16 protein-coding genes and 1 other RNA gene are annotated in these 13,847 nt (G+C 36.6%); 12 read left to right on the forward strand and 5 right to left on the reverse strand.

The genetic code is table 11. From position 1 onward, the window contains the following. The coding region (locus tag ESP02_RS11590) for a helix-turn-helix domain-containing protein (protein WP_186826292.1) at positions 1-814 on the reverse strand (814 nt) is incomplete at its 3' end. A 322-nt stretch (positions 815-1,136) separates the two neighbouring features. Between ESP02_RS11590 and ESP02_RS11595 the strand changes: the two genes are divergently transcribed. From ESP02_RS11595 to ESP02_RS11605, 3 genes are all read left to right on the forward strand, one after another. Continuing rightward, positions 1,137-1,670 carry a TetR/AcrR family transcriptional regulator gene (locus tag ESP02_RS11595; protein WP_002373876.1) on the forward strand — a complete coding sequence of 178 codons (534 nt, stop codon included), beginning with the start codon at positions 1,137-1,139 and terminating at the stop codon, positions 1,668-1,670. Between the two features lie 77 nt (positions 1,671-1,747). Next, entirely contained in the window at positions 1,748-3,118 is a 1,371-nt protein-coding gene (locus ESP02_RS11600; protein WP_038399063.1) for an RsmF rRNA methyltransferase first C-terminal domain-containing protein, read from the forward strand. Between the two features lie 75 nt (positions 3,119-3,193). Beyond that, complete coding sequence (locus ESP02_RS11605) at positions 3,194-3,529, forward strand: hypothetical protein (RefSeq protein WP_010733000.1); 336 nt, start codon at positions 3,194-3,196, stop codon at positions 3,527-3,529. Between the two features lie 80 nt (positions 3,530-3,609). Here ESP02_RS11605 and ESP02_RS11610 read toward each other — a convergent pair whose 3' ends face one another. Beyond that, positions 3,610-4,467: a helix-turn-helix domain-containing protein gene (locus ESP02_RS11610; protein ID WP_002373873.1), complete on the reverse strand. Its 858-nt coding sequence runs from the start codon at positions 4,465-4,467 to the stop codon at positions 3,610-3,612. Positions 4,468-4,573: 106 nt separating this feature from the next. Here ESP02_RS11610 and tadA point away from each other — a divergent pair, with 106 nt between their 5' ends. From tadA to ESP02_RS11640, 6 genes are all read left to right on the forward strand, one after another. Continuing rightward, complete coding sequence (gene tadA, locus ESP02_RS11615; protein ID WP_002373872.1) at positions 4,574-5,089, forward strand: tRNA adenosine(34) deaminase TadA; 516 nt, start codon at positions 4,574-4,576, stop codon at positions 5,087-5,089. Between the two features lie 22 nt (positions 5,090-5,111). Next, positions 5,112-5,196: signal recognition particle sRNA small type (gene ffs, locus ESP02_RS11620), an RNA gene on the forward strand. 218 nt (positions 5,197-5,414) lie between these two features. Further along, on the forward strand, positions 5,415-6,800 hold the full coding sequence (locus ESP02_RS11625; RefSeq protein ID WP_002373871.1) for a bifunctional UDP-sugar hydrolase/5'-nucleotidase: 1,386 nt from the start codon (positions 5,415-5,417) through the stop codon (positions 6,798-6,800). A gap of 36 nt (positions 6,801-6,836) precedes the next feature. After that, positions 6,837-7,514, forward strand: a complete 678-nt coding sequence (locus ESP02_RS11630; RefSeq protein WP_002373870.1) for a YutD family protein — start codon at positions 6,837-6,839, stop codon at positions 7,512-7,514. 7 nt (positions 7,515-7,521) lie between these two features. Continuing rightward, the gene (locus ESP02_RS11635; RefSeq protein ID WP_002373869.1) at positions 7,522-8,286 is read left to right on the forward strand and encodes a TIGR01457 family HAD-type hydrolase; all 765 of its coding nucleotides are present in this window, start codon (positions 7,522-7,524) and stop codon (positions 8,284-8,286) included. A 1-nt stretch (position 8,287) separates the two neighbouring features. Beyond that, positions 8,288-8,947, forward strand: a complete 660-nt coding sequence (locus ESP02_RS11640; RefSeq protein WP_002310190.1) for a TIGR01906 family membrane protein — start codon at positions 8,288-8,290, stop codon at positions 8,945-8,947. Between the two features lie 26 nt (positions 8,948-8,973). On the opposite strand, the gene ESP02_RS11645 is transcribed toward ESP02_RS11640, so the two are convergent. Both ESP02_RS11645 and ESP02_RS11650 read right to left on the reverse strand, forming a co-directional pair. Next, positions 8,974-9,483 (reverse strand): phosphatidylglycerophosphatase A, encoded by a 510-nt coding sequence (locus ESP02_RS11645; RefSeq protein ID WP_002373868.1) that lies wholly within the window; start codon positions 9,481-9,483, stop codon positions 8,974-8,976. A gap of 110 nt (positions 9,484-9,593) precedes the next feature. Then, on the reverse strand, positions 9,594-10,592 hold the full coding sequence (locus tag ESP02_RS11650) for an NAD(P)/FAD-dependent oxidoreductase (protein WP_025478447.1): 999 nt from the start codon (positions 10,590-10,592) through the stop codon (positions 9,594-9,596). Between the two features lie 211 nt (positions 10,593-10,803). On the opposite strand from ESP02_RS11650, the gene ESP02_RS11655 reads away from it, so the two are divergent. Beyond that, positions 10,804-11,388, forward strand: a complete 585-nt coding sequence (locus tag ESP02_RS11655) for a peptidylprolyl isomerase (protein ID WP_002290993.1) — start codon at positions 10,804-10,806, stop codon at positions 11,386-11,388. Between the two features lie 75 nt (positions 11,389-11,463). Here the strand turns inward: ESP02_RS11655 and ESP02_RS11660 are convergent, their stop codons facing one another. Further along, the gene (locus ESP02_RS11660; protein WP_002373865.1) at positions 11,464-12,657 is read right to left on the reverse strand and encodes a MalY/PatB family protein; all 1,194 of its coding nucleotides are present in this window, start codon (positions 12,655-12,657) and stop codon (positions 11,464-11,466) included. Positions 12,658-12,720: 63 nt separating this feature from the next. On the opposite strand from ESP02_RS11660, the gene ESP02_RS11665 reads away from it, so the two are divergent. Both ESP02_RS11665 and ESP02_RS11670 read left to right on the forward strand, forming a co-directional pair. Beyond that, complete coding sequence (locus tag ESP02_RS11665; RefSeq protein ID WP_002290989.1) at positions 12,721-13,101, forward strand: CvfD/Ygs/GSP13 family RNA-binding post-transcriptional regulator; 381 nt, start codon at positions 12,721-12,723, stop codon at positions 13,099-13,101. A 75-nt stretch (positions 13,102-13,176) separates the two neighbouring features. Next, positions 13,177-13,539, forward strand: coding sequence for a hypothetical protein (locus ESP02_RS11670; RefSeq protein ID WP_002310196.1), 363 nt, complete (start codon positions 13,177-13,179; stop codon positions 13,537-13,539). Positions 13,540-13,847: the final 308 nt, after the last annotated feature.

A 13,847-nucleotide genomic window follows, 5' to 3' on the forward strand; every position in this document is an offset into this window, starting at 1 on the left:
AACAATAGAAAAAATAATTAAAGTAGGCTCTTTCCGTTTCTACCTCTTCACAGGGATAAATCGCTGAAAAAGAAGTAAAGCATTCTGAATAATCATGTGTACGCTGCAACAAATCCATTAATTCAGTAATTTCAGGAGAAATTTTCGAAAAACGTGCCTGTTGTCTGTTACGACATATGAATAAAGCAAGTAACAAATAGATGTTTTTTTCTTGTTTTGGATTTTTTTCTCTGTGCTCATCCTTACTTTTCTTTTTTAGTGTATTTAATTCAAGAGAGGAAAACGGCCAATCGTCTCCTTCGAATGTATCTGAAAGAAAAAAATAAAGATATAGGCGGATAGATAATTCGTTTCCTTCAAGAACACAGCAGTTTTGTACAGATACGATCCTTAAATGGAATTTATTTAAGGAATGATTGAGCTGTTTTGTCAGCTTTTCTAGATAGGAGGGCGATATATAAAGTTGTTCAAGTAAATACTTTTTTGGTACAGCAGATTGTGGATAATTAATCAGCAGCATTAAATAATTAAAACGATTGGATTCTTTTAGGTAGCATAATCTTAACTTATAAAAAACAGCTAGCTTTTTAGGCTGATCGGTTTCTTTAGTGTGGATCTCTCCTTTATGGTTAGAATAAATAAATTCCTCCATCAATAAAAATTGCTTGAGCGAAAAATTTACTTTCCGAATCAACTCTTTGATTGTCCGTTTTGGAATATGCAATTCATTGGCTAATTCCTGTAAAGAACAATTGTTTTTTTGAATGACCCTGTGCAGAACAAGCAACTCTTTTTTTCTTGCTTCAATTAACATAATAGCCTCCTTTTATTCTGTTTTTGTATATAGTTAGACAAAAACTGTGAGTGGAAAGTCATTTCAGTGTGTGTTATTCTCACAGAGTACCGCCTTTTGTTTGTATATATTGTTATTTAAATCTTGTTATCACCTTGTTTATTCTATTGTTTATTTCATAAGGTATTTTGTCAAGATTTTCTTGTTTAAGAAGTAAATATACTTGATTTTTAATGGATATATCTAAAGTGATTTTGAAGGTTATCAGTAATTATTTCACTGTTTTTTTAATTTTATATGTTATTTATTAAAGGGTAGATGAAGAGGGACGGAGGGAAGAACGATGGGGAGAGTAACAAATTATAGTAAAGAATATTTGCTGTTCAAAAGTATGGTATATGTGGAAGAATATGGAATGAAGTCAATTACTGCAAGAGATCTGGCGGATTTCTGTGGGTGCTCTACATATCCGATTTATACACATTTCAAATCGATCAGCGGGTTAAAGGAGAAAATATTAGAAGAAATCACTGTTTGCTTTGAACGATACTTAGCTGAATGCAATTCCAATGATGTTCTAAGCACAGTCTACTTGCTGAAAGATTTTTTTTCTATCCATGAAAGTATCCGTGGAATCATTGCAAAATCTGAATTAGACATGAATTCGCTATTTAAACGGCCATTTTTCTCATACATCAAAAGCCACACGAAAATCAAAGAAGAAAAGTTGCTTGAATTGCTTTGGCTTAATGCATTGGGAAGTTTGAGCTCAGATAATTTTTCTCAAGATTTTTTTGAAACGATGAACGCTGTTTGGGATAAAAACGAGGTGACGGATGAATACTTGGAAAGTATCTTAAAGGAACAGTTATCTTAGGCAGCAACATGAAAAAGTAGATCATCCACCTTTATTTTTCGTAAAAAAGATTGTAAAATGTCTAACGAAACATTTGAATGAAGGAGGAAGCTACAACGTTACCACAGCAATTTATCAAAAAATATCGTCTTCTTTTAGGCGAAGAATCAACTGAATTTTTTTGTGCCCTTGAGCAAGGAAGCGCAAAAAAAGGATTTCGGTGGAACCCACTAAAACCGGCAGGATTGGCTATGGTTCAAACTTACCATAGCGAAGAATTGCAACCCGCTCCCTACAGCAATGAGGGATTTCTTGGCACTGTGAATGGAAAGTCTTTCCTCCATCAAGCTGGGTACGAATATAGCCAAGAACCAAGTGCAATGATCGTTGGAACAGCTGCTGCAGCAAAACCCGGAGAAAAAGTGCTGGATTTGTGTGCGGCTCCCGGCGGTAAATCGACCCAATTAGCTGCTCAAATGAGAGGCAAAGGGTTATTAGTATCAAATGAGATATTTCCGAAACGCGCGAAGATCCTATCAGAAAATATAGAACGATGGGGAGTTTCGAACGCAATAGTGACAAACCATGCACCTGCAGAGCTTGTGCCTCATTTTTCCGGTTTTTTTGATCGAATCGTGGTTGATGCGCCTTGTTCAGGGGAAGGGATGTTCAGAAAAGACCCGAATGCAGTAAAAGAGTGGACAGAAGAATCTCCGCTACACTGTCAAAAACGTCAGCAAGAGATTTTGTCTTCAGCAATAAAGATGCTAAAACATGAAGGGCAGCTGATCTACTCTACCTGTACGTTTGCACCAGAAGAAAATGAAGAGATTATTAGCTGGCTTGTAGAAAATTATCCAGTAACAATTGAAGAAATCCCTTTGTCTCAAACCGTTAGTTCAGGACGTCCTGAATGGGGAAGCGTAGATGGTTTGGACAAAACAGTGCGTATATGGCCTCATGAAAATCAAGGAGAAGGGCATTTTGTCGCGAAGTTGACTTTTCATGGACAAAACCCGACGCGGAAAGAAAAGAAAGTACGTAAGAAACGGAAAGAACAATTGACAAAAGAACAGGAAAAACTTTGGACGGAATTTTCAATGGATTTCCATTATGAAATCACTGGGAGACTTTTAGTGTTCAACGATCATCTTTGGGAAGTTCCTGAGTTGCTCCCTTCTCTTGATGGTTTGAAGGTCATGCGTACAGGTTTGCATTTAGGAGATTTCAAAAAGAATCGATTTGAACCTAGCTATGCCTTAGCACTTGCTATGAAAAAGACAGAAAACATCCCTTGTCTGTCGATCACTCAAAAGGAATGGCAGTCTTACACAGCAGGAGAAACATTTCAACGTGATGGGAATCAAGGATGGGTTTTATTAGTATTGGATAAGATACCTGTCGGTTTTGGTAAACAAGTAAAAGGAACAGTAAAGAACTTTTTTCCTAAAGGATTAAGATTTCGCTGATTTTGATGAGTGGATTAGTTCGTTTATTTTTTTGTCTATGCTATGATTGAAGTAGATAAAAAGGAGCTGATACTTATGAAAACATCAACAAAAGTAACAATTGGATTAAGCGTAGCAGCCGCTGCCAGTGTAGCGACAGCAGTCGTCGTATCGGGAAAAGTAATGGAAAAGATCCATCATATGACTACTCGGACAAAAGTAAAAAAATTCGTCCATGACAAATTCGATGGAAATGAAAAATTGATGGAAATCGTAGATGATCTGTCAGATAGTGACTTGGATTCTTTGATGGGGATGTTAGCAAAAATAAAATCAGGAAAAAAGAAAATCTCTGTTTACGGTGATTCCATCAAAGACTCAACCGAAGACGTAAAAGATCGGCTTATGCATTTTGTTGAAAAAATGATTTAAGAGAAACTAGCTTTTGAACACTATTCATTCGAAATAAGGGGTTATGACAAAATTTTTGTCATAACCCCTTTAACTTATTTTTAATCATGCTCATGAAGCAATAAAAGGTAGCAAAACAGTAAATCATTGGCTTTTTTTAGATTGAAACCTGATTGTTCTTGAAATTTTTCGATTCGATATTTTAGCGTATTCCGATGAAGAAACAGTGTTTTTGCAGCAGAGCTGACATTACCTAATTCATTCCATAATTCTTGAATGATCTCTTCCATTTCATTTTGTTTGATCAGTTCTATGTAACTTTTGATCAACGCACTATCTTTCATGACATCTTTTGTATAGTAATGTAAAGCAACATCTTGCATAGAAAAAGTACGGCTGTGAGTATAGAGATTGTTTTGCTCTGTTAAAAAAATTCTTCTTTCTTCAGCAAACAAAGGGACAAGGTCGCTACCTGGTGAATGAAAAGAACCAACGAATACAGACGTTGTCGTATCAAAATCAGCATCTAAAGATAGAAAAATACCATTGATCTCAGCAGCATCAAGATAATCACAATTTTTTTGTTCGATCAAGAGAGCATCAGTATCTGTATAAAAAAAGAAATCAGCAGAATAGCGAAATAATTCCAAAATAGTATCTTGCCATTCTTTTTTTAAGAATTCTCCTTTCGATTCGACGTGAAGCTGAATCAAACGAAAGCTTTTTTCTTGGATGCAAGAAGCATCTTTAAAAAGATAGTGATACCATGGATGCTTTTTTTGATCGCTGACTATAGGGAATAACGCTTTCAAAAGACTAGTTTCTTGTTGGGATAGTGAATCGCTTTTAATCCAAATAAAAGCATCATCAACTGCAAAAGAAAGGATATCAGCTTCTGATGCTGGACAGTTTTTTTTCTGTGCTTGTGGGTAAAGAGCAAGTAATTTATTCATTTTCATCTTGTTCACCTCTTGTATTTATTTTACCATAGAAAAAAAAGTTAGTTACAGCCTTTTTGTCATATGCTAAAGTAAAACAAGAAAAAACAAAGGCAGGGAAGGATAATTGGTTAATACAAATCTTGATGCAGTAGATAAAGAAAAATGGATGCGCCTTGCATTGGCAGAAGCAAAAAAAGCAGAAGTGCTCCATGAAGTTCCGATTGGAGCAGTGGTTGTATTAGAGGGAGAAGTGATTGGAAAAGGATATAACCTTAGAGAAACGACACAAGATGCTACTACACATGCAGAAATGCTTGCAATCAAGGAAGCCTGTGAAAAAGTTGGAAGTTGGCGCTTAGAAAATGCGTCGCTTTTTGTTACCTTGGAACCTTGCCCTATGTGCAGTGGCGCGATGATTTTGTCTCGTGTAGCAGAAGTTTATTTCGGTGCATATGACCCGAAAGGCGGAACAGCTGGCACTTTGATGAATCTTTTGGAAGACGAACGATTCAACCATCAAGCGTATGTAGAAGGTGGCATTTTAGAAGACGAATGCGGGAAGATTTTGACTGACTTTTTCCGAAAGCTGCGTCAGCGAAAAAAGAAATTAAAAAAAGACTGGTCAACGAATGAAAAATAAGGTATACTATTCTTTGCCGAAAGGCTAGGACAATGGTGGGCTTGTGAAGCGTGTCAGGTCTGGAAGGAAGCAGCACTAAGCAGGTTCCGCCATGTGTCTGATTATAATGAAACGACGACAGACTTTCGGGTCTGTTTTTTTTATTTCTAGAAATAATTAGGCTGTAAAACTGAATAGTTTTTCGTTCTTTTAGCCAGACTATTTTATCGAATATTATACTTATGTAATTTGCTTTGAGGCAGGGAAAGCGCTGAAATGGAGCTTGTTTCAATGGAAGAAAAAGCTGCCTGTGGTATGATGAAGATAAAGAGAGGCGAGAGGACACATGGAAAAAATAGTGATTTTACATACGAATGATCTGCATTCACATTTAGAAAATTGGCCAAGGATCAGAAGATTCTTAGATCAGCGTAAACGAGAAAACGAAAAGAAAGAAAATACGACAACGATTGCAGTCGATCTAGGTGATTTTGTGGATCGTTGGCATCCATTATCAGAGGCAACGAATGGACAGGCGAATATCTTGCTGATGAATGAAGTTGGTTATGATGCAGCGACGATAGGAAACAATGAAGGCGTAGGAAATTCCAAAGAAGATCTAAACCACTTATATGATCATGCTGAGTTTGATATCATCCTTGATAACTTGTTCGATAAAAATACGTTGCAGCCACCGATATGGACGAAACCGTATAAAATCATTACAACGAAACACCAGACAAAAATTGGCTTGATTGCATTTACTGCCCCGTTCCCGCTTACGTATAATCCAAATGGCTGGGACATACGCAATCCATATGATATTTTGCCGGAATTAGTCGAAGATTTACGTCCACAAGTGGATGTTTTAGTTTTGATGAGTCATCTCGGGATTCAAGATGATTTACAAATTGCAAAAGAAATACCAGCAATTGATGTTATTTTAGGTTCGCACACCCATCATTTATTCAGAGAAGGTCATGTAGTCAACGATGTCCAAATAGCAGCAGCTGGCAAATACGGTCAGTATGTAGGAGAAGTCCATTTAACCATCGATGAAGAAAAAAAAATCCTTAAGCATTCGGCCAAAGCCATCCCTACAGAAACAATGACAGCTTTTACAGAAGATGAACAAGAGGTAAACGGTTACTTAGAACAGGGGAATGAGCTGCTAAAAGAAAAAGAAGTAGCGGATTTGCCGTTTTCTTTAAGCCTAGATATCTTCAGTGAGCATTCGTTTATCCAAGTAGCCCTTGAGGCGGTGAAAGAACGAGGAAAGACGGACGCCGCAATATTAAACAGTGGTCTGTTTTTAACTGAAATTCCAAAAGGTCGGGTCAACCAGGATCAGCTTCACACGGCATTACCGCATCCAATGCACTTGCTGAATGTCACATTGGGTGGAAATGAGCTGATTCGTTTAGTTTTAGAAATAGAAAAAAATCGTCAGTTTTTACGTAACTATCCGATGAAGGGAATGGGATTTCGCGGCAAGATTTTTGGACAGATGGTCTATAATGGAATCACGTATGATTCTGTTAACCACCAAGTCTTTTGGAAGAACAAGCCAGTCGATCCGACTAAAAATTATACTTTTACTACCGTCGATCATCTAATGTTTGTCCCATTTTTTCCAACGATCGAAATTGTTGGAAAAAATGAATTTTTGTTTCCTGAATTTATCCGAAGCGTGGTAGGAGATTACTTGAAAGCTCACTACCCAATCAAATAAAAACAAGGTATAATAAAAAAGATAGGTGGTGAACGCATGTCTGCAAAACAAAATGAACAGCAGAACGTTGAGCATAAAACAGAAATTGCTAAGAAAAAATCATCAGCTGAACAGGAAACAACAGTCACAGAAGAATTGACAGCTGCTTTGGAAGAAATCGTCGAGGAGCCGAAAGCAGAAAAAGTCAAAGGTGAATTAGTGACGCTGTTAGATGACAGTAATTTTTTGGTAGGCGAAAGACATTATCGGCTTGTGTCCGATTATCGTGAAGGATTTAATGCAGAAAAACTGGGAGAACGATACAGTGATGTACTAGCCCGATATGATTATATCGTAGGAGATTGGGGTTATGAACAACTACGTTTAAAAGGATTCTTCCGAGCGGATAATCGACGGGCGCATCCGGATCAGCGAATTGATTCATTGGAAGACTATCTTTACGAATATTGCAATTTTGGTTGTGCGTATTTTGTCATCGAAAGAATCGGCGGTAAAAAAGAAAAGACAACTCAGCGCCGAAAAAAGAAAAAAAACCATAATCGTGCGTATATCGATGAGAAAAAAGGACCAGTCACATCTAATCGCAAAAAACCGGTTATTAAAAATCGAAAAACAGAGTCAGCAAAAACCTCTGAAAAAGTAAAAAAACAAGAACAATCTAATCAAGTGGAAAAAACAAAAACAGCATTTACGATAAGAAAAAGGGAAGAGTAGTGGATGAATGGACTATAAAGGATATTTAATTGATTTAGACGGGACGATTTACCGCGGGACGGAACCTATACCGGCAGGAAAACGGTTTGTGGAAGAATTACAAAAAAGAAAATTGCCTTTCTTATTTGTTACCAATAACACGACTAAGTCGCCAAAAACAGTGGCTAATCGTCTAGCAGATGAGTTTGACATTCATGTAGCACCAGAAACAGTTTATACAGCTACTTTGGCTACAATTGATTTCATGAAAACAGATGGAAAAGGAAAAAAAGTGTATGTTATCGGAGAAGCCGGATTGATTGACTTGATTTTAGCTGCCGGATTTACATGGGAAGAAGAGGTTCCTGACTATGTAGTAGTAGGGCTAGATAATTATTTGACCTATGAAAAAGTCGTCAAAGCAACTCTTGCTATTCAAAAAGGGGCTACTTTCATTGGAACGAATCCGGATAAGAATATCCCTACAGAACGAGGTCTTCTTCCTGGAGCAGGGTCAGTCATCTCTTTCGTCGAGACAGCAACCCAAACTCCACCAATTTATATCGGAAAACCAGAAGCAATCATTATGGATAAAGCCGTTGAAGTATTAGGTCTGCAAAAAGAAGAAGTAATCATGGTTGGAGATAACTATGAAACAGATATCCAAGCAGGGATACGTAATAATATCGATACTTTGCTCGTTTTATCAGGTTTCACAAAAGAAGAAGATGTACCTGGGCTGCCTATCCCAGCTACCTATGTGAAACGATCATTGGATGAATGGAGCTTCTAATATGAAAAATTCGAGATGGCGGTGGTTGGAATATGCCGGATTATTCAGCTTGTTTCTGACGCTGATCAGTTTGGCAGTGGGAGTGACGATCAATTTTCGACCGCTGTATGTATTTGATATCGGACATTTGCATATTTTGGATTATACTTCTTTAGACCAAGAGACATTACTGAAAAATTTTGATCACCTGATGAATTATCTTAATAATCCCTTCCAAACAGTCCTCAGTTTGCCGGACTTTCCAGTTTCTGCTAGCGGAGCTCATCATTTTTATGAAGTGAAAATTTTGTTTTTAGTGGATTATGCTGTATTTTTCATCACTCTGATCCCAAGTATTTTGTTTATCAGATATTTGCAAAAGAATGATCGTCTTTGGCGATTGATTCGTCCGTTTCAGATTGGCATGTTGCTGCCAGTTATTTTCGGTTTTTTCATGATGATTGGATTTGATCGCTTTTTTATCCTTTTTCATGAAACGTTTTTCAACAACGATGACTGGTTATTCGATCCTGTGACTGATCCAATCATCAATGTACTTCCAGAAGAATTTTTCATGCATAGCTTTATCTTGTTCTTTGTAGTATTAGAAGTATTTTTTGCTATTTTTCTTTTCTTAGGGAAAAATAGCTTGAAACAAACAAAAAAGAAAGAACTCGTCTAAATAGACGTTTTCTTTCTTTTTTTGATTTATTGAGTAAGTCGACTTCTTTTTTCTGGTTCTTTGTGTGCTAATCGACTGGCAGCAGCAGCGGCGATTGCTCCGACGATATCATCTAAGAAGGTATGGACATGAACGCCATCGTGGCTGTTTAGTTCTTTTAAAATACCAGGTTTCACTTTATCGATATAGCCATAGTTTGTAAAGCCAATCGTACCGTAAACATTCACGATTGATAAAGCTAAGATTTCATCGATACCATAAAGACCTTCGTCATCTTCGATAATGTGTTGCAACGGATCCATCAATCTTTTCTTTTCTGCTAATATATCTAATTGGATTCCGGTGATAATGGCGTTATGTACTTCACGTTTTGTTAATACGCTGTTGACACTTTCAGTACAATCTGCCAAAGTCAAATCAGAAATATAGTCTTTTTGTAAAAACATGACAAGTTGTGCGATATCTTCGATACTCACGCCACGTTCTTTCAATAGTTCTCTTGCTTTTTCTTCTAAAGTCTCAGTTTTGACGACCATATTATTGCTCCCCCTTTATTTTTCTTTCTCTATTTCATGTTAACGGAACATGAAAAAAATGCAAGAAACTGCTTTCGGATCTCGCTTGAAATGCAGAGGAATCTAAAAAATCAACTAGGACGAAGACTTTTATCATATAAGCTTGTGCTGTGACCAGGCTGAGTCCGTTCTTTTGGATTAATGTAGTGTAAAGCATTGTTCACTGCGGTAGGTGCTTCACCGAGCCCAGTAGCAATCAGTTTCACTTTTCCTTCATAGGTACAGATATCACCAGCTGCATAAACACCTGGAATAGAAGTAGACATATCTGATTTTACAGTGATGGCATTTCTGGTACTATCAAGTCCCCAAGAAGAGAGATGTTCTAAATTAGAAGTGAATCCATAATTGACGATCAGAGCATCAATCATCAAATCAATTGTTTCATCGCTCTTCACTTTTTTTAAGCGGATGTCTGACAGTTCTCCAGCGTTGCCAGACAATCCATCGATTAGATATGGAGTAAGCAAGTTGACAGATGAAGACTTCAAACGTGATACGCTATGTTCATGCGCACGGAATTCCGGACGACGATGGATTAGGTAAACTTCGCTTGCAATAGGCTCCAACATCAATGCCCAATCGATAGCAGAATCGCCGCCTCCAGCAATAGCAACTTTTTTTCCGGCATATTTCATCAAATCATTTACGAAATAATCCAATCCGTGGTTTTCGAATGCTTCAGCATTATCTAAATTCAATTTTCTTGGCTGGAATGAACCATTTCCTAAAGCTAAAATGACTGCTTTAGAATAATGTATGCCTTTATTTGTAGTGATCTCGATAACTTCGTCTTCACGAGTAAGCGAGAGAACTTCTTCTTTTAAATGAAATGTATGGTTAAAAGTAGTTAACTGTTTTTCTAATTGATCGATTAATTCACTTGCTTTGATTGCTGGATAACCTGGGATATCGTAAATATATTTTTCAGGATATAATGTTGCTAATTGACCACCAAGTTGAGGTAGACTGTCAATGATTTTTGTTTTAGCTTGGCGCATTCCTGCATAAAAAGCGGCAAACATCCCCACAGGACCTGCACCGATAATTGTAATGTCATAGATTTCCATAAAAAATTCCTCCCTTTTCACACTATAGCAGAATTTAATTGAGAATGCTTCTCAAAAATATTTGAAGTTGAAATGGTCAGTCATAGAATTTATTCATGGAATGCAGGCAGTGATGAAAAAAATAAAGAAAAACAAATCTAGTATTTTTACGGAAGGTTAGGTATTATGTTATTATTATTTATGAAGTATGCAAATAATAGGAGGAAACAATATGGGATTCCCACAACTAGATTTAAAAAGTGAAAAAGGACCAAAAGCTGTTATCAAAACAAACCGTGGTGACATTACTGTTCAATTATTCCCTGAACTAGCACCGAAGACAGTTCAAAATTTCATTGAACTTTCCAAAAAAGGTTATTATGATGGCGTGATTTTTCACCGTGTTATTCCTGATTTCATGATTCAAGGCGGCGATCCAACTGGAACAGGGATGGGTGGAGAAAGTATTTATGGCGAAAGTTTTGAAGATGAATTCAGTCGTGAACTGTTCAACCTTCGCGGAGCTTTATCTATGGCAAATTCAGGTCCAAACACAAACGGAAGCCAATTCTTTATTGTAAATAACACAAATGTGCCAGCTAATATGCTTGGACAATTAGAAGGTGCTGGATTCCCATCAGAAATTATTGAAGCGTATAAAGGTGGCGGAACTCCTTGGCTAGATTTCCGGCATACAGTCTTTGGACATGTACTAGAAGGGATGGACACAGTAGATGAAATCGCAAATGTGCAACGTGGTCCACAAGACCGCCCTGTACATGATGTAGTGATAGAAACAATTGAAATTTCAGAATAGTTTGGTATGATACGGAGTAATTATAGAAAAGGACGAAACCTAGTAAGGTCTCGTCCTTTTACTTTGATAACTGATTTATTCGATTGTTTCTAAAGCGTGCTTGATTCGATGAAGTCCTTCTAGTAAAATTTCTTCTGGACAAGCAATATTCAAGCGCATATGTCCATGACCGGAAGGACCAAATGTAATACCAGGATTTAATACGACTTTTCCTTTTCTCACTAGAGTATTCTCTAATTTCTGGTCGTCTGAAATATAAGCGGTAAAATCCAACCACATTAAATAAGTTCCTTCAGGGCTCATGATTCTCACTTTCGGAAGATGCTGTTCAAAAAACTGATTAACTGTTTGAACATTTTTTTCTAGATAAGGAATCAGTTGGCTTAACCATTCTCCACCAGTCTCATAAGCCGCTTGAGTCCCAATCAAACCAAAAGTGTTGATTTCGTGCTGTTGATTCATCACTAAATGTTTTTCAAATTTAGCTTTCAGCTCTGGATTTTTGATAAATACCATTGAATTTTTGATTGCAGCTAAATTGAAAGTCTTTGTTGCAGAAGTAAAGGCAACGAGCAAATCATCCAAATCGGGATTAATCGTCAGCATGGAAGTAAATGTATGATCGAATAAAGTCAAATCTTGATGGATTTCGTCACTAAACAGAAACACTCGATGCTTTAAACACAATTCGCTTAACTGTTTCAATTCTTCTTTGCTCCAAACGCGACCTCCTGGATTATGAGGATTGCACAAGATCATTGCTTTTACATTGTTTTCTCCTATTTTTTTCTCCATGTCAGAAAAGTCCATGACAAAATGGTTATTTTTTTCTAGCAAAGAGCTTCGAACAATGTGACGTTGATTTGTTTCTATAATAGAGGAAAATGGAGGATAAACTGGGTCATGAATCAAAATAGAATCGCCTGGTTTTGTAAAAGTTTGTACTGCTGCAGCTAAACTAGTTAACACACCACTTGTAAAAACAATATTTTCTTTCGTCAACTCAACAGCATGGCGTTGACGTTCCCAATGAATGATAGCCTGATAGAGTTTATCAGACAGAGTGGCATAACCAAAGATTCCGTGTTTGATGTATTCACTAAACGCATTAGCTACCCCCTCGGGAGATAAGAAATCCATATCTGCTACCCACAAAGGAAGTAAATCATCCATTTGATATGTCTCGGCAATCGCGTCCCATTTTACACTTTCTGTATCTTTTCTTGAAATCTTTTTATCAAATTCGATCATCTCAATACCTCCAGTCATTTTCGTCGCTTCTTTTTTTGAGCTATTTACAGTATAATGATAAATGCGAAGAGAGGGAAGTAGATGACTTATAAAATTGGACAAATAATTGAAGGAAAAGTAACAGGGATACAGCCTTATGGGGCATTCGTCTCTCTTGATAATGAGACGCAAGGACTTATTCATGTTTCGGAAGTACAATCCGGTTATACGAAAAATATCCATTCATTGTTAAAAGTCGGGCAGCCAGTAACCGTTCAGATCATCGACATTGATGAATATTCCAAAAAAATCAGTTTATCTTTAAGAACATTAGAAAAAACAAATCCAGCTGTTCCTTATCGTAGAAAAAGATATTTCACGAATAAAAATCGTAAAATCGGTTTTGCCACTATTGCGGAGCAGTTACCTATTTGGATAGAAGAAGCGTTATCTGAATTAGAACGGAAAGAAAATAAGAAATAAAAAGTGTGTATTTTTTCTGAAAATGTGCTAGAATTTTTATGTAAGCCATAGAACAAGGTGATCGAGGTGGAAATTTTGGCAAGCAAAAGAGTTGCTGGTACAATTATGTTGCATTTGGAGGATGGTTCTAAAAAATTTTTGGTCCATTCAATTGATGACAAGTTGGAATTTGCGTTAGCGGAACTTTCTGAAGGGAAGACTGGTTTAGCGAATATACTTAATTTCTTAAAAGAAATAGTTCATATCGATGTTAGCAAGATTAGTTTGATGGAATTGACAAATACACATATTAATCAGGAAAATGTTCCGTTGTTTGTCTTTGAGACTGAACAAAAGAATCAAAGAGAAGAATTAGGCGAAGGATATATTTGGGAAGAACCAGGTCAAATGCGCTCTGTTCTTGGAACTTACGAAGTAGAGGGAGTGCCTTTCTTCTAAAATACAGATTAAGCGAACAAAGAAGTTTGAATTTTTTTCAAACTTCTTTTTTTATTGTTTGATCCAAAAAAGACAATGAAATGTTCTGCTATAGATAATTTTTTGGTACATTTTGTTTTCAAAATATGTAGAAAACGTTTGTATAACGAATAATAATAATTGAGCGAAAAATCATTTCACAAAGTAATGCTTAATTTATAGTTGACCAAGGAAGAAATACATGATAAATTTAACAACGTTGATTCTGAAGTGGACGTTATATCACGTTTCTGAAAAAACTTAAAAAATAGTTATTGACATGTTGATAA

This window comes from Enterococcus sp. NBRC 3427, from assembly GCF_007996925.1.
Taxonomy (GTDB): Bacteria; Bacillota; Bacilli; order Lactobacillales; family Enterococcaceae; genus Enterococcus_B; species Enterococcus_B lactis.

Coding starts and splice junctions, on each gene's coding strand:
- ESP02_RS11595 (WP_002373876.1), top strand. CDS start 1,137: ATGGGGAGAGTAACAAATTATAGTAAAGAATATTTGCTGTTCAAAAGT.
- ESP02_RS11600 (WP_038399063.1), top strand. CDS start 1,748: ATGAAGGAGGAAGCTACAACGTTACCACAGCAATTTATCAAAAAATAT.
- ESP02_RS11605 (WP_010733000.1), top strand. CDS start 3,194: ATGAAAACATCAACAAAAGTAACAATTGGATTAAGCGTAGCAGCCGCT.
- ESP02_RS11610 (WP_002373873.1), bottom strand. CDS start 4,467: ATGAAAATGAATAAATTACTTGCTCTTTACCCACAAGCACAGAAAAAA.
- ESP02_RS11625 (WP_002373871.1), top strand. CDS start 5,415: ATGGAAAAAATAGTGATTTTACATACGAATGATCTGCATTCACATTTA.
- ESP02_RS11630 (WP_002373870.1), top strand. CDS start 6,837: ATGTCTGCAAAACAAAATGAACAGCAGAACGTTGAGCATAAAACAGAA.
- ESP02_RS11635 (WP_002373869.1), top strand. CDS start 7,522: ATGGACTATAAAGGATATTTAATTGATTTAGACGGGACGATTTACCGC.
- ESP02_RS11640 (WP_002310190.1), top strand. CDS start 8,288: ATGAAAAATTCGAGATGGCGGTGGTTGGAATATGCCGGATTATTCAGC.
- ESP02_RS11645 (WP_002373868.1), bottom strand. CDS start 9,483: ATGGTCGTCAAAACTGAGACTTTAGAAGAAAAAGCAAGAGAACTATTG.
- ESP02_RS11650 (WP_025478447.1), bottom strand. CDS start 10,592: ATGGAAATCTATGACATTACAATTATCGGTGCAGGTCCTGTGGGGATG.
- ESP02_RS11655 (WP_002290993.1), top strand. CDS start 10,804: ATGGGATTCCCACAACTAGATTTAAAAAGTGAAAAAGGACCAAAAGCT.
- ESP02_RS11660 (WP_002373865.1), bottom strand. CDS start 12,657: ATGACTGGAGGTATTGAGATGATCGAATTTGATAAAAAGATTTCAAGA.
- ESP02_RS11665 (WP_002290989.1), top strand. CDS start 12,721: ATGACTTATAAAATTGGACAAATAATTGAAGGAAAAGTAACAGGGATA.